At 41.0% G+C, this 24,700-nt stretch carries 18 protein-coding genes; 3 read left to right on the top strand and 15 right to left on the bottom strand.

The genetic code is table 11. The annotated features are described in order from the left end of the window. Window positions 1–73: 73 nt before the first annotated feature. Entirely contained in the window at window positions 74–1,276 is a 1,203-nt protein-coding gene (locus tag WJP93_RS10250) for a glycosyl hydrolase family 8 (RefSeq protein ID WP_337548132.1), read from the bottom strand. Window positions 1,277–1,362: 86 nt separating this feature from the next. Between WJP93_RS10250 and WJP93_RS10245 the strand changes: the two genes are divergently transcribed. Then, window positions 1,363–2,304 (top strand): helix-turn-helix domain-containing protein, encoded by a 942-nt coding sequence (locus WJP93_RS10245; protein ID WP_337548130.1) that lies wholly within the window; start codon window positions 1,363–1,365, stop codon window positions 2,302–2,304. A 2-nt stretch (window positions 2,305–2,306) separates the two neighbouring features. Here WJP93_RS10245 and WJP93_RS10240 read toward each other — a convergent pair whose 3' ends face one another. The 6 genes from WJP93_RS10240 to WJP93_RS10215 form a co-directional block, all read right to left on the bottom strand. Further along, complete coding sequence (locus WJP93_RS10240; protein ID WP_337548128.1) at window positions 2,307–3,248, bottom strand: carbohydrate ABC transporter permease; 942 nt, start codon at window positions 3,246–3,248, stop codon at window positions 2,307–2,309. Window positions 3,249–3,260: 12 nt separating this feature from the next. Beyond that, on the bottom strand, window positions 3,261–4,199 hold the full coding sequence (locus WJP93_RS10235) for an ABC transporter permease subunit (RefSeq protein WP_337548127.1): 939 nt from the start codon (window positions 4,197–4,199) through the stop codon (window positions 3,261–3,263). Window positions 4,200–4,281: 82 nt separating this feature from the next. Beyond that, window positions 4,282–5,979 (bottom strand): extracellular solute-binding protein, encoded by a 1,698-nt coding sequence (locus WJP93_RS10230; protein WP_337548126.1) that lies wholly within the window; start codon window positions 5,977–5,979, stop codon window positions 4,282–4,284. Window positions 5,980–6,104: 125 nt separating this feature from the next. Then, the gene (locus tag WJP93_RS10225) at window positions 6,105–7,682 is read right to left on the bottom strand and encodes a response regulator (RefSeq protein ID WP_337548124.1); all 1,578 of its coding nucleotides are present in this window, start codon (window positions 7,680–7,682) and stop codon (window positions 6,105–6,107) included. Then, the gene (locus WJP93_RS10220; protein WP_337548123.1) at window positions 7,658–9,445 is read right to left on the bottom strand and encodes a sensor histidine kinase; all 1,788 of its coding nucleotides are present in this window, start codon (window positions 9,443–9,445) and stop codon (window positions 7,658–7,660) included. The genes WJP93_RS10225 and WJP93_RS10220 overlap by 25 nt, the downstream gene beginning before the upstream one ends. A gap of 68 nt (window positions 9,446–9,513) precedes the next feature. Beyond that, a complete protein-coding gene (locus WJP93_RS10215) occupies window positions 9,514–10,641 on the bottom strand; it encodes an aminoglycoside phosphotransferase family protein (RefSeq protein WP_337548121.1) in 1,128 nt (375 codons plus the stop codon). A gap of 181 nt (window positions 10,642–10,822) precedes the next feature. Between WJP93_RS10215 and WJP93_RS10210 the strand changes: the two genes are divergently transcribed. Next, window positions 10,823–11,764 (top strand): AraC family transcriptional regulator, encoded by a 942-nt coding sequence (locus WJP93_RS10210; RefSeq protein ID WP_337548119.1) that lies wholly within the window; start codon window positions 10,823–10,825, stop codon window positions 11,762–11,764. A gap of 18 nt (window positions 11,765–11,782) precedes the next feature. Here the strand turns inward: WJP93_RS10210 and WJP93_RS10205 are convergent, their stop codons facing one another. After that, window positions 11,783–13,267: a C69 family dipeptidase gene (locus WJP93_RS10205; protein WP_337548117.1), complete on the bottom strand. Its 1,485-nt coding sequence runs from the start codon at window positions 13,265–13,267 to the stop codon at window positions 11,783–11,785. A 172-nt stretch (window positions 13,268–13,439) separates the two neighbouring features. On the opposite strand from WJP93_RS10205, the gene WJP93_RS10200 reads away from it, so the two are divergent. Next, window positions 13,440–16,871, top strand: coding sequence for a family 78 glycoside hydrolase catalytic domain (locus tag WJP93_RS10200; protein WP_337548116.1), 3,432 nt, complete (start codon window positions 13,440–13,442; stop codon window positions 16,869–16,871). Between the two features lie 152 nt (window positions 16,872–17,023). Here WJP93_RS10200 and WJP93_RS10195 read toward each other — a convergent pair whose 3' ends face one another. The 7 genes from WJP93_RS10195 to rlmN are packed head-to-tail and all read right to left on the bottom strand — an operon-like array spanning window position 17,024 to window position 24,695. Next, window positions 17,024–18,013 (bottom strand): peptidylprolyl isomerase, encoded by a 990-nt coding sequence (locus WJP93_RS10195; protein ID WP_337548114.1) that lies wholly within the window; start codon window positions 18,011–18,013, stop codon window positions 17,024–17,026. 26 nt (window positions 18,014–18,039) lie between these two features. Beyond that, window positions 18,040–18,693: a thiamine diphosphokinase gene (locus WJP93_RS10190; protein ID WP_337548112.1), complete on the bottom strand. Its 654-nt coding sequence runs from the start codon at window positions 18,691–18,693 to the stop codon at window positions 18,040–18,042. 39 nt (window positions 18,694–18,732) lie between these two features. Beyond that, entirely contained in the window at window positions 18,733–19,401 is a 669-nt protein-coding gene (gene rpe / locus WJP93_RS10185; protein ID WP_066562237.1) for a ribulose-phosphate 3-epimerase, read from the bottom strand. 18 nt (window positions 19,402–19,419) lie between these two features. Next, window positions 19,420–20,307 carry a ribosome small subunit-dependent GTPase A gene (rsgA, locus tag WJP93_RS10180; protein WP_308731847.1) on the bottom strand — a complete coding sequence of 296 codons (888 nt, stop codon included), beginning with the start codon at window positions 20,305–20,307 and terminating at the stop codon, window positions 19,420–19,422. 23 nt (window positions 20,308–20,330) lie between these two features. Continuing rightward, window positions 20,331–22,892 carry a Stk1 family PASTA domain-containing Ser/Thr kinase gene (pknB, locus tag WJP93_RS10175; RefSeq protein WP_337548109.1) on the bottom strand — a complete coding sequence of 854 codons (2,562 nt, stop codon included), beginning with the start codon at window positions 22,890–22,892 and terminating at the stop codon, window positions 20,331–20,333. A gap of 25 nt (window positions 22,893–22,917) precedes the next feature. Beyond that, the gene (locus WJP93_RS10170) at window positions 22,918–23,643 is read right to left on the bottom strand and encodes a Stp1/IreP family PP2C-type Ser/Thr phosphatase (RefSeq protein WP_066562244.1); all 726 of its coding nucleotides are present in this window, start codon (window positions 23,641–23,643) and stop codon (window positions 22,918–22,920) included. Window positions 23,644–23,657: 14 nt separating this feature from the next. Beyond that, window positions 23,658–24,695 (bottom strand): 23S rRNA (adenine(2503)-C(2))-methyltransferase RlmN, encoded by a 1,038-nt coding sequence (rlmN, locus tag WJP93_RS10165; RefSeq protein WP_227099947.1) that lies wholly within the window; start codon window positions 24,693–24,695, stop codon window positions 23,658–23,660. Between the last annotated feature and the right edge of the window lie 5 nt (window positions 24,696–24,700).

The raw sequence follows: 24,700 nt of genomic DNA, 5'->3' as shown, positions 1-24,700 counted from the left end.
ATTTTTTTGCAATGTCACTGCATTTTTGCGACAAATTTATAGATTAGTTGTCATACTATCACAGTCCAATAGATTACCAAATTCGATACTTTCCGGCCAGCGCCAAAAATGCAAACATATACAGGCAGTTGTCATAGTAGCGACGTTTTCCAGTTCGAAGCGTTGTCTCCCAAAATGTTTTAATCCACCAGAGAGCTAACCTTTCCTCATCTGATTCACAAATTGACCTATCCTCCAAGAAATTTCCTGCCAACTGCTGCAAATCTAAGTCTAATGGCTTCTTTAACACCGCCAAACTTCCCTCTGCCGTTGTCGCAAGAAGTCCTACCGGATGAAGCGCCTCCTGATCTAAAACTGTACCATCTACCTCATATGTCATATATGGATTTTCTTTATTTACCACCCCAAGTGTATACTGTAAACGAGAAACCGCCTGTGTCTGACCTACATCTGTCTGAAACCATGCATAGTCAAGTCCGATATTCGCTGCTGTGCGATAGGCATCACTGTAAAACCAGTCGTGGCGCCCCCATTCAAATACCTTTGTTACAGGTGAGCCATCAAACTCTGCATACTCTGGCGACATACCTGTTTTTGGGTGACTTGACTTCTTCATAAATTCACGGCTGACTTTCGCAGCTTCTGCCCAAAACGGACGATCTTCCTCGTATGCCCACTTTGCAAACAACTCATAAAAATGAGGCAAATGATACGATGGATCAGTAAATGGTGATCCTGGCACAAACAAAATCTGCTTATTTTCACGATTCCACATGGGCTCTCCTGGTCTGCCATTTTCTCCTTTATGAATGCAGGCGCGAAGCAGCTCTTTTGCTTCTTTTTCATATGCAAAAATACCTTCTCCATCCCCCCAACGGTGTGATGCAAAAAACAAAGCCATGGCAAAATATTCCTCACCGTCTGGAGCCGGGCCATAAGAATTTTTTGTGCCATCTGTCTGGCATGACCAAGCAAAATAGCCCTCATTTTCGCCTTCTTCCATATACATATATGTTTTTGCCCATTTCCAGATTCGGTCAAATTCCTCTTTCATATCTAGCTGCACACAAAGCATCATTCCATAAGACACGCCCTCTGTACGTGCATCATTATTTCCTGTATCTTCAATATACGCCATATCATCCCCCACAGGGAAATACAGCCGTTCTTTTTCATCGTAAAAGAATGTAGAAATCAATTGTGACAGGCGTTCTTCTACTTGCGCATCGCTGATTCCTATCTCTTTCCAAATATTTCGATAGATTCGTTCTTCCATGTTTTTTCCTCCTGATCTTTTCTTTTCGCCGTTTTCTGTGCTATACTATAAAAAGTCTTTATTTTCGCCCTGAAAGGAGCTGCCATATGAATCCTAGCTATCTTTTTTCTCTTTCCGAATCAAAGCGCGCTTTATATCGCAATCAGCCTGATCTTGCACAAGGCCTTCAAATAAGTGAGCCTGAAGAGTACGAGCATCCACCTTTTGTTGAAAACGCGGCTCTTCGTCTGTGGTACAATGAACAGCCTGATCGCTATATGACGCACTGGCATAATGCCACTGAAATGATTGTTGCACTGGAGAACTGCTACACCGTAACAGTACAAAACCAGATTTTTCATCTTCAACCTGGTGATATTCTTGTCGTTCCCCCTGGTGCATTGCACTCCATACAAGGAAATCCAAAAGGTGAAGGATCTCGCTTTATCTTTTTATTTGAGCTGACAATCTTTAACTCCATGCTTGATTTTCGTTTTGTACGCAGTGCTTTTTCTAATGCTGTTTTGATAAACCAGATAACTTGTCCTGATATATATGAGCATGAAATTACAGTTCTCATGCAATGTGCAGAAGTATACTGGAGTGACAGCCCTATTCGAATTTTACAAATATACTCTCTCTTGCTGCAGTTTTTCATTTGTTACACGCAAAATTTGCTTGCTGGTAAAATTAGTCCCAATGCACAAAGTCAGTTAGCAAACTCAGATCACAAAACTGCCATTCAGACACTTTTATCTAAAATTGAAACAAACTTTGAACACATTCCCTCACTTGAGGAAGCTGCCACACAGACCGGTCTCTCAAAATTTTATTTTGCCAGACATTTTCGTATCTGTACTGGACATACCTACTGGGATTACATAAACCAGATTCGGTTAAAGAAGGCCTCCCAGCTTCTTGTCGAAACGAATGATGCTATCTGTAAAATTGCTCTTGCCTGTGGTTTTCACGATGTTTCTTCCTTTAACCGCAGTTTTAAAAAGGATATTGGCTGCACTCCCAGCGAATATAGGGCACGAAACAAGTAACGTTACCCTTTCGTTGCACCGAGCGTTACGCCCTTTACAAAATATTTCTGTAAAAATGGATATACAACTAGGATTGGAGCAGAAGCAACAATTGTTACAGCTGCACGTATCGAAGTTGGTGTGATTGTATTTGCTACCTGCTGTCCATTTCCATATACACTAGACAGATCTCGTCCTGACTGTGTGGCCGATGATAAAAGTTTCATCATCTCATACTGAAGCGTGGTCAGATTTTCTTTACTTGAACAATACAGGAACGTATCAAACCACTGATTCCATGCGCCTACTGCACACCACAGTGCAACTGTTGCCAAAACTGGCTTGCAGCATGGAAGCACGATCTGCCAATAGCAGCGAAAATGACCTGCACCATCCACCATAGCAGCCTCAGTTAAGCTTTCTGGAAGACCTTGGATAAATGATCGAATAACAATGATATTATAAACGCTTACAAGTCCTGGAACCACATAGACAGCAAAGCTGTTTATCATCTTTAAATCCTTCATCAAAAAATAATTCGGAATCAATCCTGCTGAAATATACATCGTCACGAGAAAATATGATGTGATAAATTTCTTTGCTACAAGCTCTTTTCTTGATAAAACATACGCAATCATAGATCCAAGCAAAACTCCAAGCACAGTTGAGATCAAAGTTCGAAGTACAGAATTGATTGCTGCAATAACCATCAGCTTATTTTTAAATACGCTCTGATAGCTGTAAAGTGAAAAAACTCTTGGGAAAAGCTTAATTCCACCGCGAAGAGTATCCTGCGCATCGTTAAACGATACAGCAATCGTATTCCAGAATGGATACAGCATGACAACGATTACACATAGCATAATAAGTGTATTTACTATCGTAAAAATTACATTTCCCGGACGCAGCGCACGCTTACTGATATAAAATTTCTTGCGCGGCCTTCTCATTCTTCTTCGTATCATAACCACTCCTCCTTACATCAGGCTGCTCTCGCCCATTTTATTTGCAATCGCATTAGTTGAAAATACCAGAAACAGTGATATCACAGATTTAAAAATACCAGCAGCTGTTGCTAGTGAATAGTTTCCGATGTTCATACCATATTTTAATACAAAAATATCAATAGTTTGGGAAACATCCTGCAGCAAACCACTTCCCAAAATGTACGGAACCTCAAAGCTTGCATTCATAACCCATCCAAGATTCATAATTAACAACACGATAATGGTGGACTTGATTCCTGGAAGTGTGACATGCCACATCTTGCCGAAACGTCCTGCACCATCAAGCTCCGCTGCCTCATAAAGAGACTGATCTATTCCGGCAATTGCTGCTATGTAAATGATCGAATTCCATCCAGTTTCCTTCCAGATATTAGCAAATGTAGTAATCCACCAAAAATATTTCTGATCACCTAAAAATAATAAAGGCTCTTTAATCAATCCCAGTTTCATAAGTACGTTATTGACTGCACCATCGTTTGTAGAAAGCATCTTGGAAATCAAAGAACACACAATAATCCAGCTCAAAAAATGTGGAAGATATGACACTGTCTGTGTAATCTTTTTGAGTGGAAGCGACTTAATTTCATTTAAAAGAAGTGCAAATACAATTGCAAATAAAAAGCTAAATATCAGATTCATCACGGACATAGCCAATGTATTTCGCATACTTCTCCAGAATTCTATATCTTCGAATAAAAATCGAAACTGATCAAATCCGACAAATTTGGATCCCCAGTAGCCCTTTGCCGGTTTGTAATTTTCAAATGCCATAATCCACCCAGTTAATGGATAATACGAAAAAATAAAGGTATATATCATGCAAGGAACCAGCATAATATAGAGAACTTTGTTTGTTGCAATTTTTTTGAATGTCTTACTTAACGGCTGTTTTTGTTTTTTCTGTTTCATCGACACGACCCCTTTCTCACAGCTCTTTTTTATAAAACAAGAGGAGGGAAGTTGCACCCTCCTCTTACCAAAAGTCACAAATTTACTTGCCCATCTTTAATTCAATCTGTCTGTCGATCTCAGTCTGATATGCATCCAGATCAATTGCATTAAACTCACTCAAGAAATCTTCCCAGATAGAGTCATATTCTGCCTCATCAGAAGCAAGGATCAATCTTGGATAAAACTTCATGGTCACGTCCGTAATCTTTGTGCTTGCAACTGCAGCTGCGCTGCCATCCTCAAGTGACATTGCCCATACTGGATAGTATGCCGGACGAATTATCGGATCGGAGAACATCTCTGCCGGATACTTGATTCCATAACTCTCTAAAAAGCTCTGATCATAATCAGACTGCGCTGCCATATACTCATCAGCTGACTCGTCTGGTCCACATGGCATATCATCTTCCGTGTAAAGTCCTGTCCACTTCGGGCAATAGTTCCACAGTGGGAATCCAGTCTGATCGCGCTTTAATGCCGTATCATAATTGATCGCGCGACGCTCATCTGTCAATAATCTTCCTGTTCCATCTTCGTTATAAACCCAGTCAGTACCTTCTTCGCCCCACTGTAAGTAGTCCTGTACCTCTCTTTGAAGCATCCAGTCAAAGAAACGAAGCAGACGATCTGGATTCTCGCAATTGATGGTGATACCAATTCCATTTGTTCCAGTCGGTATACCATTTGACTGATCCAGGTAGCCATCCTTTACACCAGGATTTGTGATTGGAAGAGCAACATAAGTACGATCATATTTTCCATCGGCCTTTAACAAATTCATTGCACTGCCAAAATTCCAGTTCTGATCATAAAAACCAAGAACGGTTCCTGTTGTCAGCTTTGCGATGTACTGGTCATAATCCTGAGTAAATGTATCTGGATCAACTACACCGCTATGATATTCTTCATTTAACTTCTTGTAGAAATCATATGCATCATCACTGATCTGGAAGAAGGATGTCTCAAATGTATCCTGATCAACAAAGATTGCTCCGTCATTTCCTGCTCCGAGAAGATTCTGAACTGGATTTAACAGTGCCCAGTTACGCCAGCCATCTGCTAAAATTTCAAATCCTGTTGTCTTAACGCCATCGATCTCCGGATATTTTGCCATGTAATCCTCAATGATCTTAAAATACTCATCTACCGTGTGAATCTCTGGATAACCAGCTTCTGCAAGAACTGCCTTTTGAATATAGAAGCCAATACCACACTCAAATACAGGTGGATTCTTTGTCACATCGTTCTTCATGGTTCCGTAAATTTCCATATTGTACATATGACCATCTTCCTGTGTCAGATAATCTATTACCTGAGAGTACATTGCATTCAGATTTTCATACTTTGGAATCTCATCCTCAAGCGGAATAAATGCACCTGCATCCATAAGCTTTGTAGCTGCATCTCCTGCAAATATCGCATCTGGATAGTCGCCACCAGCAATCATAACACCAAGCTTCTGATCAAGATCACCTACAAGATATTCAAACTTTAATGTAACACCGGTCAGTTCCTGAATCTTCTTGATTACCGGATTGTCCTCTGATGGTGCCACACCAGGGTCACGTACAAAAATTGTATAGGTAATCGGATCGTCTGCATCTTCCATTGGTGTTAATCCACCGTAAATATCAAGACTGCTTGCAGCTGCCTCATCTGCTGCTGCCGGAACTGCTGCCAATGCACTAACTGCCATTGCTGATGCCAAAACCATTGTTAACATGCCACGCTTTTTCATAAATGCCTCTCTTTCTGAAACCACTCTTTCGTCTTGTGTGGTTTCTCTTAACTTGTTTGATGGCATCATTATACCGTGATTTTTCACAATCCTCAATACAGAAAGCTTCGCTTTTATTCCACTTTTTAAACCATTTTTATTTGTATATCTTGCTCTCTTTGCAAATATTGCTTTTGCTTTCCTTTTTTCCTACGATACTCAGCCGGACTCATACCCGTTTCTTCTGTAAAACGTGAAATAAAATATTTGCTGTCTTTAAAGCCAAGCTCTTCTGCTATCTCATAGACAAGCTGGTCTGATGAACTAAGAAGCTGCTTGGCTTCCTCCATTTTAAGACGATTCACATACTGCTTGAAGGTTTCTCCAGATGCTTGTTGTATTACGCGTCCTACATATACCGGACTGATAAAAAAGCGTGCTGCCACCTCTTTTGCCGAAAGCGGCTCTTTGAAATGTTTCTTTATATAAGATAGGATCTGTGACGCAGTTCCCTTCTCATCTACGTTTCCTGTCGTCAGACAATCTGCCGCCATCAAAAACTGATGCTTAACTGCTTTCTCCCACTCATCATGACGCATATACCATGTACTTTCTCTCCAGTCAAATGTTGTCAGAGAAACCTGCGTATTTTGTGCCTTTTGCAGTAAATCCTGCAAAAGATAAAAGAAACGATAATTAAGCTCCTGAATCAGGACAATATTTAATTTTTTCTGCACAGCCTGCGAAATAAATGCCTCCATACTGTGCACGGCAGCCTCCTTATCATTTTGTGAAAATGCAGCGCGAATTGCCGCAAATCCTTCTTTTTCCTGCTCAAGAAACTGTGCCTGTTCAGATACTTTAAGATCGCTCACTACTTTTTCTTCGCTCCAAAATACACGCGTCATCAGCTCATACAAATGACTGTCGTACTCACTGCGAAATTGATTTCCAGAAAAGTCAAAAATATGCTCGTCCAACAAAATAGCACAGCTAATACCCTGTGATTTCATCCGATGGCGCAGATGACGTCCCAACAAACTCACACTTGACTGATATGCATTCAGGCAATTCTCTGCCACCAGATATGTCAATACGCACCCTCTGCTTCGCACAAATACGCATTGTTCGGACTCAAGCTCCATTTCAATGCAGCTTCGTACCGCCTCATACGGATCCTTTTGCTCCCTCCAGGATTCATCCTTTAAAATCACACAATGCATCAGGAAAGTACCTTTCATCAAATCACGCATCCCTGGCTTTTCGTTGTAAAGCATATTTTTTACTACATCTGCCTGCATTAAAAGCTTCTCATTTGCCCGATATGCATGACGCTTGTCTAGTTCTTCCCTTAATTCTTCCAACTCTTTTATCAATTCATCCTCATCTAGCGGCTTAGTCAGATAAGCCTTCACGCCGTAGCGAATCGCTGTTCTTGCATACTCAAAATCGCTGTAGCCAGACAACATAATGACAAATGGATGATACTCCTTCATCTGCTCTGACAAATCTTTTAAAAGTCCAAGACCATCTAAAATTGGCATACGAATATCGAGAAGCAGTACATCCGGGTGCTCCTGCCGTATTTTTTCGAGTGCATCCTGCCCATTTCTCGCTGTCTGACAAACACGAAAACCATACATTTCAAAATTAATCACAGCTGGCAGACTATCACGAATTGCTTTCTCATCATCTACAATCATAACGGTATACATATCCTGCATATTGTCCCCCTTCCTACGACACTTTCAATATCAAATGTCATACGATCCCCATAATATAATGACAATCTTCGATATACATTTTTTAAACCAACACTTTTTCCTTTTTCATCCTTTTCCTGAAAAGAAACCTTTAACGCCTCAAGCTTCTCTGCTGTCATACCGCCTCCATTGTCTTCAACTTGAAGATAAAGCATATTCTTTGTAAAGTCGGCTGTTACACAAATGCCCACTAAACGTTTATCCTCGATCGCTTCAAGACCATGCACACATGCATTTTCAACAAGCGGCTGTAAAATCATCTTCGGAATTTTACACTCATAGGCCTCCTCCTGTACATGAATTTCATAGGAAAACTCATCCTCGAAACGATACTCTTGAATATGAAGAAACTCATCTAAAAAGGCAATCTCCTCACGAACTGTAATAATATTATCATCCCACTCAATCAAATTACGAAACATTTTTGCCATATATTTGATCATCTGAGCTGTCTCAATCTCCCCCTTCACACGCGCCTTTAATCGAATGCTCTCAAGCGCATTAAACATGAAATGTGGATTTACCTGACTTTGAAGTGCTAAAAAACGCGCCTGATTTGTTTCCCTTTCTAATTGTGCCTGCTGTACCTGCGCTTTATATTCACGCTCAATCAATTCCTCCAGCTGAGCACTCATACGATCCATACTTTTTTCAAGCACACCAAACTCATCCTGTGCCGTACTTGATTCTGCCTTTTTGATAAAATTGCCCTGCGCAATCTCATCGGCCTGCGTGACAAGACGATTTAGCCGTCTGCTAATATTTCCTGCCACAAGATATACGCAGCCAAGTGCAAATAAAATGCTGGCAGTTGCCAAAAAAAATGACTGAATTCTACTTGTTTGAAACTCCTTTGAAATAGAGCTCATATCATAAAGCCCGTATAACGTAAGACCAAAATTTGAAAGCTCACGTGATAATAAAAGCTTGCCGCTGTCCGCTATTTTTTCTGGATTTATCTGCACCATTTTTCCACTGTTCGCATAACTATTCAGCGCAACGACAACCTGATTATTAGAATCAGTCAATATCATATTTTCAAATAAGTTTGTCTCCTGCAAAATTGCAAGCAGATCATCACATTCTATGTCAACACGAATTAATTTTTGATATGCATCATGCTGCTTATAATAATCAAACACACGAATCAAGCTAAGACTTCTGCTGTCAGATGTTCCTGCAATTCTTCTTGTTTCATGAGAAGTCCGAATATATGTATTTGTCTGATCCTTCACTGGATACAAATTGACATAATCAAGAGTTTCACCAAGCGATTCTAATTCCATATCGGATGTCTTTCTCACATAGGCGCCATTCATCAGTGTCGGATTGTCTGTATACAATCTAACCATTCTAATATGATAAGGATACAGATTTGTTTCTGAAAAAAGTACCTGAAACGTTTCCTGATACTGAATCAGATAGTCGAGATCCTTTGTATACTTTTTATCCAGACACTGATACAGCGTCTCGTTTGTTGAATATCGCTTTTCTAATGTAGCGGTCTCTGAAAGCACTGACGTTATTTTTAATGTTTTATCGTCTAGTGCCTCATTAACCGTTGCTAACATACGTTCTTTTATTCCACGTTCTGTCTCTAAATAATAAACTGTCTGCTGAAAAATCATCGGAACCAAAATACCGATGCAAAATAAAAAGATCATTTTCTTGACAAATGCTATATTATAGAAGAAATGATGAGCCAGCTGTCTTACCTTTTTCATCCATTGCCACCCCTTTTTGCAACTTTTCTCCTATTTTACTACTTTTTTTCGATTATGCCAAGACTATTTCAGACTTCAGCGCTGACTTTTTGCACTATCTCCTGCATCTGATCCCACTTTGCTTCCATATCTTCAATTAACTTTAACTGTGTACGGCAACGATCCAGATTGTGCTTTTCTCTTGCTATCTTAAAATATACATCTCCCTGCAGATAATCAGTCAGGAAACGAATACCGTTTTCATATGTCATCATTTTTGCACCCATCGGCAAAAGGCTTACCTCAAGCGGTGTTAATGAATTGCCACAACCCTTTAAAAATCCTCTTGTGTATGTCTCAAACAATTCCATACTACAGGAAACAAGGCTTAAATTAGTTTCATCCTCTTCTGCTGTGCTGGCTCCAGTACGAATAGAATCACCAAAATCATTCATCACAAGGCCTGGCATAACAGTGTCAAGATCAATTACACAGATTCCCTTTCCTGTGAGATCGTCAATCATAACATTATTTAATTTAGTATCATTGTGCGTAACACGAAGGGAAAGATCACCACTTTCAAGACGATCCATAAATTCACTAGCTACCGCCTTATGCTGTCTGATAAATTCAATCTCACGCTGTACACTTGCTGCACGTCCACAAACATCCTCTGCCACGGCACGCTCAAATGTTTGATAACGCTTTTTTGTATCATGAAAATCTACAATAGTTTCGTGCAATGTTTCTGCCGGATAATCAGACAACAGCTGCTGGAAATGACCAAATGCATACGCACTCTCATAAAACTGTTTTGGATTCTCTGGAAGATCATAACTGGATGCCCCTGTAATGAACTTATATGCACGCCAATACTCTCCCTGCGAATCTACATAAAATGGTTTTCCATAAACAGAAGAAATAATATTTAATGTTTCTCTTGACGGATCTCCTCCATTTTTTTCAATTTTTTTCTTCAAAAATTCCGTTACATTTACAATGTTTTCCATAAGTTCTTCCGGCTGTTTGAATACATTACGATTCATTCTCTGAATGATCACCTTTACCTGACCCATTCCAAAAATATCATACTCTGCCAGATAAGTATCATTGATATGACCGTTTCCAAATGGACGAACATTTATTAATGTACCGCTGAATTCAAAATGGCGCACTGCTTCGAGTGCAAATTCACTTACTTCAAATTTCTTTTCCATAAAAAATACCTCGTTTCCTTTTTTTCTTCAATATAACATGACAAAAAATAGGAAGCAAGATGGCTTTAAACTAAACGGACGATTGTATACATAGTGAAGATATTTGTGTACAAAACATACTTGAAAAAAAGCTTCTTTCTATTCATAATAAAGTATAAGAATATTGCTAAGGAGGCGGCTTATGTATTATCCAGGTATTGATTTTCAAACATCTATTTCTATCAGAACCATATATAGCATTCACTATTATGAATACCGTACTGATTTTACTTTTTCTGGAGAAACACATGATTTTTGGGAGTTTGTTTATGTAGACAAAGGCGAGACTATTATTACAAGTGATCAAACTGAATTTCGGCTAAAGGCAGGTGAACTTTATTTTCATAAGCCAAATGAATTTCATGCCGTGCGCTCTGATGGGCAAATTGCACCGAATCTGATTGTTATCTCATTTGATCTTTCTGTGTCAAACAAGTCTGATTTACAGCTTTCATCAGAAAAACAGCTTTTTGCGCTCTCAGACCGCATTCTTCGCATTGACCAGACAGAGCGGCGCTTACTTGCTTTAATTATTCAAGAGGCAAAGCAAAGCTTTGACTGCCGCCTTGATGATCCCTACTTAGCTGCCATGCCTCTTAAGCAAACTATGCCGCTTGGCAGCGGACAGCTCATTCGCCTATATCTGGAAGAATTTCTGCTTCATCTGCTGCGCCGTTTTGAGAATGCTCAAAGTATTGGACTTGATAAAAAACCTGCTTCCTATAAATTAAAAAACACGGAAGAAATACTTGATCTGATCACAAACTACCTAAAGCAGCACATTCATGAACAGATTACACTTGAGCAAATTTGTCACGACAATTTAATTGGACGCACGCAGCTGCAAAAGCTTATGAAAGAGCAGTTTAACACGGGAGCCATCAATTATTTTCACCAATTAAAAATTGAGACGGCCAAGCAGCAAATAAGAAGCGGCCGTCTCAATTTCACACAGATTTCTGCCGGACTTGGTTATCAGTCCGTTCAATATTTTTCACGTCAGTTTAAGAATCTGACAGGAATGACGCCAACAGAATATTCATCTTCTATTAAGGCGTTAGCGGAAAATAGTTTTCCCGAATGATTAATAAATCCTGAATTCTTATGCATCTGATCTGGAATATGCATTCTTCATCTGATTGGTCAGTTCAGAAAGCACCTTTTCAAGTGTTGCGAGTGCTTCTTCCTTTGCCATCTGTGCAATTGCCTCATTTGCCTCATGCTTAATGACAAGTCGCTCCGCCTTATCTGCAGTCTGTGCTAATTTTGCATCATATTTTGCAATCAGCGCATGACTCTTTGCCATCACATGACCTTGATAACGCTCAACATGGAACAGAGAACTCTTGTAAGATGCATCTGCCATCGCTGCAATTAACCTGCTTGTCCAGTAGAAATTATCAGTGGACACGTTTTTATCTGTATTTGCTACATAATCTGGTGTTTTTTCGACATCTGCATAGAATGGAAGCAGTGTATTAAATGCATTGGAGCAAAATGCTACCCATTCAATTGCGCGGCTGTCATCCTCGTGATCTGCTCTCATCTGAATAACAGAAAGGAAATCAGTTCGATTTACACCGATTGAACGATATGCACCCTTCATAGACTTATCGCCATATGAAAGATATGGATCATATGGTGTTCCCTGATAATGTGAGGACAGTACATATTTCACATCTTCCACTGTAATCTTCTTTTCTGGAATCAGGCACCACGGAAGGTCATCGGAAAGTGGTGTATAATCAGCATCTGGTCCATCCCATGTAAAGGTTTGAGGATTTAATGTGCGAAGCATATACCATGCACGAGGTGTATTGTACACATGATCTGAGTCATCATGACTTCCGAAAATATCACGCGGAATGAAGCTTCCATCCTGAGAAAGATTTAAATGATTTTTCTCGACAAATTCTTTTAAATCCGCTGAGCACATAAAACCTTTCTGTTCACCATAGGCATCCTCTAAGTCAAATTCATCCATTCCAAACTGATTTGGCATTACTACATAAACATCATCCGGCACTCTTCTTGCAATCCAGTGATGACCGCCGATAGTCTCCAGCCACCAGATTTCATCCTTATCCTGGAATGCAATTCCATTCATCTCATATGTACCGTATGTCTCAAGAAGACTGCCCAGACGCTTTACACCCTCTCTCGCACTTGTTATGTATGGAAGCACTATATAAACGATATCTTCCTCACCGATACCACCCGCTTTTTCTTCTTTTCCATCCTTTGCAGGCTCGTAAACTACAAGTGGATCTGCACCAAGCACACGCGGATTTGAAGTTATTGTCTCTGTTGCTGTCATTGCAACATTTTTCGCATTCACACCACTAGCTGCCCAAATTCCTTCTCCATCAACTGCATTTGGCATGGATGTACAGCGAAGCGGATTGTCAGGCAGTTCAATTTCTACATGAGAAATCACAGAGCGATAAACTTTTTGTCTATCCTCTGGATGAACTACTACAAATTTTTTCGGCATATAGTGTCCGGCTCCTGAATCATCGTTTCGTGCAATCATTGTTGAACCGTCATATGAAGCATTTTTTCCAACTAATATTGTTGTGCAAGCCATATCTATCTCCTCCTAATAATCAGACTATATTTTGTTTTTCAAGTCGCAATTCAGACTCTGCCCCTATCATAGCATGATTTTAGTGACCAGACAACCCTTCATAGGTTGCTACTCCCCCATTTTTGTGCTATGATACCAAAAGATAAATAAATAGCAAAAGGAGATCGACATAATGAGCACTTCTATTGTAAAATGCCGCACACAGGCACAAATTACACCGCTTGGCGTTGACTGCGAAACACCTATGTTTTCCTGGCAAATGGCTGCTTCACGAACAGGTGCTAAGCAGAGCGCTTATCGCATCATCGTTTCTAAAGATAAGACTATGACTCCCATTATCTGGGACAGTAATATTGTAAAGAGTTATATACAGCACACCGCGTTAACGGCTGACTGCACCAGACTTGAGCCTTCCACACGCTACTATTGGAAAGTCTTCGTGTGGGATGAAGAAAATATGATGCATGAAAGCGAAGTTACATGGTATGAGACTGGGCTGATGGGAAAGGACGCTTCCGTGTGGAACAATGCACAGTGGATTGGCTCACCGAAGCAAACAACTAATACTGCCTGCCTGTACTCCTATCAGATGAACGTTGATTTTAAAACTGACATCGGTAATAAAGCTGGCATTGTACTCTCTGCCCGAAATAAGGATAACTACGTATTATTTGATGTGGACATGGATAACCGCACACTTATGATTTATGAATATTGCGATAACGCTTGGGATGGCAGCACCAAAGAAGGCCATATTCCTACTGTGACTATTCTTGGCAGCAAAGTTGGCTACATAATTAGTAAGGATGCAGTTTCTGAGGGCTTAGAGCATGATTGGAATACAATCTCCATTACAGTGGATAACCGAGATCTTTCTGTTTCTATCAATAATGTGACCATAATTCAAAAAGAAGCTGACCTGATGCCAAATGCCGGATTTTTTGTTCCGCGCCGTGGATGTCTGTTCTCTATAGGCTTTAAGCAGTTAGGCAGTACTGCTTACTATGACAATCTTGTTATTTCTGACCCGAAAACCAACACTGTTTTCCAGAATGAAAGCTTCTCAGATGAATCTAGTATTTTCTCTGTTCTTGGTTCCTGTAATGATGGCATCTTGACTGTAAAAAATCAGTTTGAACTGGCTTGCCCTGTTCCAGCTATAAATCTGCTTGGTACTTTCCATGCAAACCCATCCAAAAAGATTGCCTCTGCCCGTCTATATGCAACAGCACGCGGTTCCTACCGTGTAAAAGTAAATGGCATTGACGCCGATGGCAGCTTTTTCGCACCAGGCTTTACTGATTATCGCCTTCGCATTTTCTATCAGACATATGATGTGACAAATCTGCTGCATGAGGGCGAAAATCAGCTTTTGGCTACCGTTGGCAAGGGTTATTACAATGGTTACTGCGGTTACAGCGGTCCTATGAAATATGGCGAGCAAAACTCTTTTATGGGACGCATGATCGTTACCTACACCGATGGAAGCAAGGATGAGCTTGTGACCGATAATTCATGGCTTTTTACTGATAAGGGCGCTGTAGTTGACTCTGACTATCTTGATGGTGAAAATTATGATGCGCGCCTGCTTCCAAAGGATTTGTCTCATATTGATAATAGTGACAAACGTTGGAAAGCATGTGGCGTTCTTCCATGGCCAAGCAAGCCAGTTCCTACAAATGGAACCTTTACTAATCCTGTAAAATTTGAACTTACAGCACAAGAAGGCCCGTCCGCTGTGATTGAGCGTGTGTTGACTCCTATCTCTATGCAGGAAATTCCGACTGGTCATTTTGTTTACGATCTTGGTCAGAACATGGTCGGAACAGTTCGCCTTCACTTAAAGGGTGAACGTGGCCTTTCAATTAAACTTCGCTACGGAGAAATGAGCTATGCAAACGGCGAAATCTACATCAAAAATATCCGCTCCGCTGCCAATACTGACACCTATACCTTTAGCGGTGATGAAAACGGAGAAACTTTTGTTCCTTCCTTTACATCACATGGTTTTCGCTATGTGGAAATCACAGGAAATGGCTGTGAGCTTTACGATATCAGCTGTGTAACAAGTTTAGAAGGTCTTGTTCTTTGCAACACACCAGAAACAACTGGAAGCTTTGAGTGTTCCGATCCGTTAGTCAATCAGCTTCAGAGCAACATTCAATGGGGACAGCGCGGCAATTCTCTTCTTGTGTACACCGATTGCCCACAGCGAAATGAGCGTATGGGCTGGACTGGTGATGCACAGGTCTTCGCACCGACTGCTGCCTTTAACATGGATGTTCAGTCATTTATGAATAAATGGCTTCTTGATGTGCGCGACGGTCAGCTAATGTATAATCGTCAGGGCGCTGTCCCGGATACGGCACCTCTTGGCGGCGATAACCGTCCTGCCGGATGTGCCGGTTGGGCAGATGCTTCTGTAATTGTTCCTTGGGAAATGTATCTGGCCTACGGCGATACTCGTGTTCTTGAAGAAAATTATGAGTGCATGGCGCGTTGGATTGCTTACCAAAGTCTTGATTCACGCCAAAACTGCGGTCTTCGCACTGTCGATGGTGTACAAAGACATGATCAGTCCGATCTTTCTTCTAAACCTTTTATTCAGGTTCAGCAAAGCCGAGGCGATCATCTGACATTTGATGAATCTACTCCATTTATCCTGACAGCAACTGCTTATGCCGCTTATGTTGCTGACTTGATAGCTCGCATTGCACGAATTTTAGGAAAGACAGATGATGCCGCCTTTTATCAAAAACGTTTCGAAGATATTCGCACTGCCTTCCGTGAGGCTTGGGTCCAGCCAGACGGTTCTTTAGCTTACTGGGGTGAGATGAGCAAAGGCACACCGCAGGCAGATGGTACTATTATCAATCAGACACGCTATTGTGAGAATGCAGGAAGCACCCATCATCCAAGCCAAACAGCCTATGCACTTGCGATTGATTTTAATCTCATGCCTGAAGAAACAATGGCGCAGACAACCCATTATTTTGTCGAGTCGATCCATAGAAGAGACAATCATCTTTCTGTTGGTTTCCTTGGAATCAGTCACCTGCTTCCTGCACTGACAAAATGTGGACAGAATGAGCTTGCTTTTGCGCTCTTAGAGCAAAAAGGTAATCCAGGATGGCTTTACAGCGTTATAAATGGTGCAACTACTATCTGGGAGCGTTGGAACTCTTACATTGCAGAAACAGGCACATTCGGTGACGTTTCAATGAATTCATTCAACCACTATGCATATGGTTCAATTGGACAGTGGCTCTACCGCACCGTTCTCGGTATTCAGACAGGAGAAGAAAAAGACGAGGCTGGCTATCATCGAATTTTCTTGACACCTTCCTGGGGTGGCGCTCTGAGCTTTGCAAAAGGTGAACAAGCGACACCGTTTGGAAAAATTACTTCCTCCTGGGAAAAGAAAGAGAACTCGATTGTGTATCACTGCACGATACCAGCAAACACAACTGCCCATTTATCACTTCCAGCTATTGGTCACAATAGTGTACAAATCCTCGAAGGTGCTGCAATAGCAGATACTGCTGTATCTGGTGTGGCTGACTTCGAGCTTGTAAGCGGAAGCTATACTTTTAAAATTTGTTAACTATTCATAGTAAGCAAAATGCATTCTGAAAATGTGACTCTGAGTAGTTTTGAAATCCACTAAAAAGGCGAGCATCATGTATGCCTGACAGTAATGCTGCTTGACACACATGTATGCTCGCCGTTTTGTTATTGAAAAAAATAATTTTATCGTCAATTACTATTACAAAAATACCTATCATACGTCTCATACAGATCATCTGATGTAAAAGCTGATGTCTGATAGAAATGCAGATTCTTCCATATCTCCTCTGAAATACCAACAGTATGTTCCTTTGCATATGACGTAAAACTTTGTGACCATGTTGCATAGCGAAGCTTTCCGAATACCTGACTTTCATTTTCAGAGCTAAGTACCTCGTCAAAATCATCAACACAGCGAATCAAATAATAATTCTGCTCTGTCTGAATAATATCGCTGACTTCACCATCACTCATGTAGATAGCTGTTTCCTCCAAAATTGGATTTAGCGTTCCGCGGCTTACCTGATATTCAATCTGCGAAAAGCGACTTACTTCTTTTGCAACACTCTCAAAATCTTCGCCTGATGAAATGCGCTCCTTCGCCTGTTCAATTTCCTCGTATGATGGTGCTGCGATCAACTGAAGTATCATAACACGCTTATCATTATCACTAACTTCTGTGTTTATACCTGAGCAAAGCTCATCAATTGTCTTCTGTGCAATGCGATACTTTTCATACAAAGATGCTGCTTTTGACTCGTCTGACTGGATATAGCTTTTCTCCTCATCAGACAGACTTCCATAATAATCGGCTGCAGCAGCCTGACAGGCACTGCGCTCCTCATCTGTAAGTGTTACACCAAGCCCTGATGCCATATCGTTTAAAAGTACTAACGTGCACAGTTCTTCTTTTATTCTGCCATCACGCAGATAATCGGAAAAATCACTCTCTCCTGCTTTTTCCTTCCAAAAATCGGTTTCTCCCAGATTTTCATAATAAAGATTATAACGTGTTTGAAAATCCAGAAAGACCAGACTGCACTCTTCTAAGCTCAGTCTGGTTTTTGTTCCGCTAAAAAGAATATGATCATTTAAAGATGTAGAAAGTACAACGTCTCTGCATCCACTAAAGCAAAGCCCTGCCAGACATGCTGTCAAACCTATTATTTGTTTTCTCAATGCTGATACCTCTTTTTCATCATTAATCATCTTAGATCACGTGAACGAATACAGTAAAGCAGCCCATTCGTAAATGAAACTGCTGCCTTCTCATCACATATCTCATTGCTTATACAGCGTGTACTTCCCTTTTTCAAGGTGAAATTTTCAACATTATAAACAAATCCCTTTAATGTAATGCCTTGTGTCTGATCTGTGTAGGATAAAAATGATACATACTTCCAATCAGCCATTTTTTCAAGCAAAATAGGGCCATCTAGCAGCCTGATTCGATTTTGCTGATCAATTATTTCACATTCAATGCCTTTTGTAAGGGGAATATGAAGAAGTTCCAGATTGCCGAGCATATGATCCATACGGCCTCCTGTTGCACCAAGAATCCAAATCTTATCTGGTTTTTGATCTACTGCAAACTGCACAGCAAGCTCTGCATCTGTCTCATCCTTTTCAGGTGGAAAGGAGAGTAACTTTGTATTTTGATCCTCCTCAAAATGACAAAGCACATCTTTTGAGACTGTGTCAAAATCTCCCATTCCACAATCGCATGGAATACCTGCTGCCAAAACTTTTTCAAGTGCTCCATCTGCAGCCACCACAAAATGTGGCTGCATTTTTTCATAGCACTCCTTTAAAAACAAAGCATCTAATGTTCCGCCCAATACAATCAATAAGTTCTTCATTCTCTGCATACCTGTCCTGCTTTTATTTGTGCCTATACATCATACCTTCTCTGAATGGTTCATTGCCTCCAGAAGATCGTGTACATTTTGTCCAATATTGCCTTTAAACACACTGCTTCCGCTGACAAGAATATCACTTCCTGCATCTGCTGCTTCCAGAGCAGTTTCAAGACAAATTCCACCATCCACTTCAATCAAAACAGAATCAAATCCATTCTCATTTAAATACTTATGCAGTGTCTCCACCTTTTTCGTTACTGAATGGATATATTTCTGTCCTCCAAATCCAGGCTGTACTGTCATGGCAAGCACCATATCTGTCAGATGAAGATATGGATAGACCTCCTCAATCGGGGTATGTGGGTTAACTGCAAGTCCTGCCTTACAGCCACACTCACGAATCCACCTTAAAGTAGCCTCAACATCCTCACATGCTTCCAGATGAATCGTGATCATATCACTTCCGGATTCTGCAAACTCTTTGATATAACGGATCGGCTCCTGGATCATCAAATGGACATCAAATACACCTGAAAATGCCTTTCTTAGTGTTTTGACAATCGGAAATCCAAATGAGATGCTAGGTACAAAATTGCCATCCATCACATCAATGTGAAGCCATTTCACGTCTGCCTCTTTTAATTCCTGAAGTTGTTTTTCTAAACACGAAAAATCTGCTGATAGTAAAGATACTGCCAAATCTGCCATGTGTTACTTTCCTTTCCTTTATTTATATCGTCTTACTGCATTTAATTCTTTATAAAAAGCTGTATAGCTTTCATAACGATTTTGACTGATTTTTCCATTTTGGACTGCTTCCTTTATGCCGCACGACGGCTCTGAAATATGAGAACATCCTGTAAAGCGGCATTTACCAAGATAAGGTGAAAACTCTGGAAAAAGCAGCTCGAGTTCTTCCTTTTCAAGAGAGAGCACATCTAATGAGCTAAATCCAGGTGTATCAAATAAAAATGTCTGATGACCCAGATAAAAAATCTCTGAATGCCTTGTCGTATGCTTTCCTCTTTTTATTTTCTCACTGACTTCGCCAGTATCCATCCCTGCTTCCGGACAAAAATGATTTACCAGCGTTGATTTTCCAACACCGCTCGGACCTGCAAAGGCTGTCACCTTCCCTGAAAGAAGATGAAACAGTTTTTTGTGTCCTTCTCCTTCAAAATCATGATAGTCAGTAAAGCAAACAGGATAACCAGCTGGCTCATATATCATTTGAACCTCTTTTTTAAATTCTTCTGTCGCCAAATCAGCCTTTGTAAAACAAAGAATAACTGGTACATTTCGCTTTTCCATTAAAACAAGAAAACGATCCAGCAAATTAAAATTTGGTTCTGGCTCACGGCATGCAAATACGATCACTGCCTGATCTATATTTGCTACCGCTGGACGAAACAACTCGCTTCTTCGAGGAAGAAGCTCTGTAATGGAGCCTTTCTTTTCTTCCTCATCAAGCACCTCAATTGTCACTTCATCACCCACCAGAGGTTTTTTATGGTCTTTTCTGAAAATTCCTTTCGCCTTGCACTCGTACTGCAATTCATTCTCTGCCTGTACATAGTAAAATCCGGCAATTCCTTTGATGATTTTTCCCTGCATCCTGTAATTCCTTTACAATTATTTCAGCTTACAGCGCCTGCTGTGTCTGCCTGAGGCGCTGCTGCATCAGTACTCGGTGCCGGATCTGGGCTTGGTGCCGGCGCCGGATCTGTACTTGGTGCTGGTGCTGGATCTGTACTTGGTGCTGGTGCTGGATCTGTACTTGGTGCCGGCGCCGGATCTGTACTTGGCGCTGTTGCTGCCGGACCTGTACTGATAAAGACAATTACAGTATCTCCTGCATGCAAGGATCCGTCTGCACTAGTTGCAGCCCATCTTGTTACGCTTCCAACTGCCACATAATCACTTGACTCGTACTGAATCTGTGCACCAAGTGACATACCTGCAAGTGTAGATGTTGCCTGCTCCTGCGTCATATTTGTCAAATCATTAGCTCCTAAGCCTACTGTCGGCGGTCCAACACTAATTACAAGCTTTACAGTTGAATACTCTGGTACAGAAGTTCCGCCCTCTGGTACCTGACTAATTACAGTACCTGCTGGAACAGATGTGCTTTCTGCGTATTCAATTGAATAATAAAGATTTGCAGAACCTATTGCAGAATATGCGTATCCTTCTGCTGAATTACCGACAACACCTGGCACAACTGCCATCTTCGGTCCAAGACTTATAGAAAATGCAATCTCAGTTCCACTCTTTTGACTGGTACCTGGATCAAGGCTCTGACCGCATACCTGACCTGCCTCAGTATTGTCACTGTTAACTTCACTAATCGTTCCTACACTAAAGCCCGCCTGCTCAATTTTGGCGATTGCCTGCTGTTTTGTCATACCATAAAGATTCGGAACATCAATATATTCAGGTCCTAAACTAATGTAAACCTTTAAAGAATCTCCCGCCTGAAGATATCCTTTATCCGGCTCCATGCGAAGCACCATATCTTTTGCATATTCCTCACTGTATTCGCCAACATACTCTACATCAATGTCCTTAAAGCTCCTCAAATAATACTTTAGAATACTAACATTTCCATTGACATACAGTTTACCGTTAATCTCAAACTTATCACTTCCAAGGCTCAAATACACCTTTATGGTACTTCCCTTATCAACAACTGTACCCTTGTCATACTGCTGACGGCACACAAGACCAGTCGCATACTCGTCAGAATACTCATACGTTCTTGCCAAAACAATCTTAAGATCAGCTTCCTTTAATGCCTTTGTTGCTTCTGTAATACTCATACCAAGAAGCTCTGGCACCTTTGTTCTACCATCTGCATTCTGTCCCGATTCATCCTCATATGTTGAGATGATTGGATCATTAGCTGCAGCTGTCGTTTTTTTATTTGATGATATACTCGTTGGTGTACGCTGAAAGGCACCGGAAAGAGAACCTACAATATACACAAGCATAGCAAGCATGGCAACACCAAGCACAGAGCCAATTGCTGCCAGTATCTTATCAAATGCTGTTGCCTCATCTGGATCTCTCTTTACTTTTTTAGCACGAGAATGCTTTTCTCTTTTATAAGCTTCACTTGAAAAATTGTCGTCCTGATTTCCCGGACCATATGTCTCAAAATCAATCTGCTCGTGACGGCGCTGCTGAGCTGCTGCACTCTCTCTGGCAGGTGAGCGCTTAATCTGCTGACTCTTTAAGCTTCTTTCCTGATATGCTGTATTCTCATGCTGACCGTGGTCTGAACGATTGCGTATATCACGCATCTGTTCATCGCTCATAACAGTAGTCTCTCCATTTGCAGTCTCCTCAAGCTGAACAAAATGAACAAAACGCTCATTTGGTGCAACAAGTGCGTGGCGAAGATCCTTTATGAGATCTGCGCAGCTTGAATAACGCTGGTTAGGACGCTTTTGTGTACACTTGAAAATAATCTGTTCAAGGGCAACAGGAACACTTGGCTCAATGTTGCTTGGCGGCACCATTGCCTCATTGATATGCGCTATTGCTACTGCTACTGTCGTATCACCGTCAAACGGGACACGGCCAGTCACCATCTCATATATCGTAATTCCAAGTGAATAAATATCACTTCTCTCATCACAGTAGCCGCCTCTTGCCTGCTCCGGTGAAATATAATGCACAGAGCCTGCTGCACCGTAAAGGTTTGTTGTCTCATCTGTGATCGCTCTTGCAATTCCAAAATCAGCAACCTTAATACGGCCATCCTTTGATATAATAATATTCTGTGGCTTGATATCACGGTGCACAATATGACGTTTATGTGCAGCCTCAAGACCCTGAGCTACCTGAATGGCAATTCCGATAGACTCTTTTGTTCCTAATTTTCTCTTTCGTGTAATATATTCCTTAAGCGTAATACCATCAATAAGTTCCATTACAATGTAGTGAACATTGTCTTCTTCACCGACATCATAAACTCCAACCACATTGTTATGTGAAAGGCCGGCTGCTGCCTGTGCCTCCATCCGAAACTTTGCTACAAAGCTCTTATCCTTACAGAACTCTTCTTTTAATATCTTAATTGCTACCAGACGGCTTAGCTTTCTGTCTCTTGCCTTATATACATATGCCATGCCGCCGGAACCAATTTGCTCAAGGATTTCATATCTGCTGCTCAGAATTGTTCCTGTTCGTATCATCTTATCCTCCATAACCCTTTGGGTATTACTCCACTGATGCCAAAATAACAGAGATATTATCCTGACCTCCGTTTTCATTGGCCTGTTCAATCAGAACATTTGTCTTTTCTTCCAGTGAGGCTGCGCCCTTTGCAATCTCAAAAATTGCATCATCGCCGACCATGTTGGTCAAGCCATCCGAGCACAGCAAAAGTAGATCTCCCGGTACAACAGGTTCCTCAAAAATATCTGCTGCGGTATAATCATGAGAACCGAGTGCTCTCGTAATTATATTTTTCTTGCTCTGGTACTCCTCCGAATCTCTTGTAATCAAACCTTTGCGGTACATTTCCTCCACATAAGAATGATCTTTTGTGATCTGGCGGATTGTATCCGAAATCAGATACAATCTGCTGTCGCCTACCTGAAAAACATGAAGCTTACTTGCCTCATCCACAAATGCAAGCGTCAGCGTCGTTCCCATTCCTCTGTATTCTTCATAATCCTGTGACTTTTCATAGATTCTGCGGTTTACCACGCGAATGGCATCGCTCACAATAAGAAGCGGATTCTCATAAACGGATTCGCTGATGCATTCCACCAATTTCTCTACTGCATAGCGAGACGCAAAATCTCCTGCTTTATGACCGCCCATACCGTCGGCCACAATCAGAAGATTTGGCAGCTTCCCCACCGGTTTATCGGATGCAAAAACAGAATCCTGATTCTGGGAACGCATCCTTCCTATATCACTTTTACAACTAATCTGCATTCCAAAAACTCCTTTTATGTATGTTGTTCAAGATAGCTTTTTCGGAGTTGTCCGCATGCGCCGTCAATGTCACGGCCCATTTCTCTTCTAATAGTAACATGTATTGCACTTTTTTCAAGCAATTTTTTGAATTTTTCTATCTGAACCTGTCCAGACTGAACATAATTTCTTTCTTTAATCGGATTCACCGGAATCAGATTGACATGACAAGGAAAGCCATTCAAAAGTGCTGCAAGCTGTCTTGCCTCATCTTCATTGTCATTGACACCAGCTACCAGGCTGTATTCAAACGTAACGCGCCGTCCTGTAACCTCAAAATACTTTTTACAGGCTGCCAGCACATCTTGAATATGATACTTGTTTGCAATCGGCATCAATTCCTTTCGCACCGTATCATTTGGTGCATGAAGCGAAAGTGCTAATGTCACCTGACTGTGACGCGCTGTAAGCTGCTCAATTCCAGGAATTAAACCACAAGTCGAAATAGTTAAATTTCGCTGACTAATATTTAATCCTTCCTCACATGAGATCAAATCTAGAAAGCGAAATACATTCTCTGTATTATCAAATGGTTCTCCAGATCCCATCAAAACAACATTAGAAATACGCTCTCCAATATCCTTTTGAATCCTGTAGATCTGCTCTAGCATCTCACTTGGGCGAAGGCTTCTGACCAATCCATCAAGTGTAGAAGCACAAAAACGACAGCCCATACGGCAGCCGACTTGTGTGGAAATGCAGACGGAATTTCCAAAACGATAACGCATCAAAACGCTTTCTATCACATTTCCATCTTGGAGACGAAACAGATATTTTCTTGTTCCGTCTATTGAGGAGATCCGCACATCAACAGGCGTTAATACAACAAAATCAGCCTGCTCCTTCAATTTGCTTTTCAATGCGCCGGAAAGGTTGGTCATCTCATCAAAGGAAGAAACAAGATTCTTATGCATCCAGTTATAAAGCTGTTTTGCCCGAAACCCCTTCTCTCCCAGAGCACTCATCCATGTTGTCAGTTCCGGCAATGTCATAGATTTAATATCTTCTTTCATTTCGT

Source organism: Anthropogastromicrobium sp., from assembly GCF_037349415.1.
In the GTDB taxonomy this organism is placed as follows: Bacteria; Bacillota; Clostridia; order Lachnospirales; family Lachnospiraceae; genus Anthropogastromicrobium; species Anthropogastromicrobium aceti.
This window is presented reverse-complemented; position numbering and strand designations above follow the sequence as displayed.

Coding starts and splice junctions, on each gene's coding strand:
- WJP93_RS10250 (WP_337548132.1), bottom strand. CDS start 1,276: ATGGAAGAACGAATCTATCGAAATATTTGGAAAGAGATAGGAATCAGC.
- WJP93_RS10245 (WP_337548130.1), top strand. CDS start 1,363: ATGAATCCTAGCTATCTTTTTTCTCTTTCCGAATCAAAGCGCGCTTTA.
- WJP93_RS10240 (WP_337548128.1), bottom strand. CDS start 3,248: ATGATACGAAGAAGAATGAGAAGGCCGCGCAAGAAATTTTATATCAGT.
- WJP93_RS10235 (WP_337548127.1), bottom strand. CDS start 4,199: ATGAAACAGAAAAAACAAAAACAGCCGTTAAGTAAGACATTCAAAAAA.
- WJP93_RS10230 (WP_337548126.1), bottom strand. CDS start 5,979: ATGAAAAAGCGTGGCATGTTAACAATGGTTTTGGCATCAGCAATGGCA.
- WJP93_RS10225 (WP_337548124.1), bottom strand. CDS start 7,682: ATGCAGGATATGTATACCGTTATGATTGTAGATGATGAGAAAGCAATT.
- WJP93_RS10220 (WP_337548123.1), bottom strand. CDS start 9,445: ATGAAAAAGGTAAGACAGCTGGCTCATCATTTCTTCTATAATATAGCA.
- WJP93_RS10215 (WP_337548121.1), bottom strand. CDS start 10,641: ATGGAAAAGAAATTTGAAGTAAGTGAATTTGCACTCGAAGCAGTGCGC.
- WJP93_RS10210 (WP_337548119.1), top strand. CDS start 10,823: ATGTATTATCCAGGTATTGATTTTCAAACATCTATTTCTATCAGAACC.
- WJP93_RS10205 (WP_337548117.1), bottom strand. CDS start 13,267: ATGGCTTGCACAACAATATTAGTTGGAAAAAATGCTTCATATGACGGT.
- WJP93_RS10200 (WP_337548116.1), top strand. CDS start 13,440: ATGAGCACTTCTATTGTAAAATGCCGCACACAGGCACAAATTACACCG.
- WJP93_RS10190 (WP_337548112.1), bottom strand. CDS start 18,693: ATGAAGAACTTATTGATTGTATTGGGCGGAACATTAGATGCTTTGTTT.
- rpe (WP_066562237.1), bottom strand. CDS start 19,401: ATGGCAGATTTGGCAGTATCTTTACTATCAGCAGATTTTTCGTGTTTA.
- rsgA (WP_308731847.1), bottom strand. CDS start 20,307: ATGCAGGGAAAAATCATCAAAGGAATTGCCGGATTTTACTATGTACAG.
- pknB (WP_337548109.1), bottom strand. CDS start 22,892: ATGATACGAACAGGAACAATTCTGAGCAGCAGATATGAAATCCTTGAG.
- WJP93_RS10170 (WP_066562244.1), bottom strand. CDS start 23,643: ATGCAGATTAGTTGTAAAAGTGATATAGGAAGGATGCGTTCCCAGAAT.
- rlmN (WP_227099947.1), bottom strand. CDS start 24,695: ATGAAAGAAGATATTAAATCTATGACATTGCCGGAACTGACAACATGG.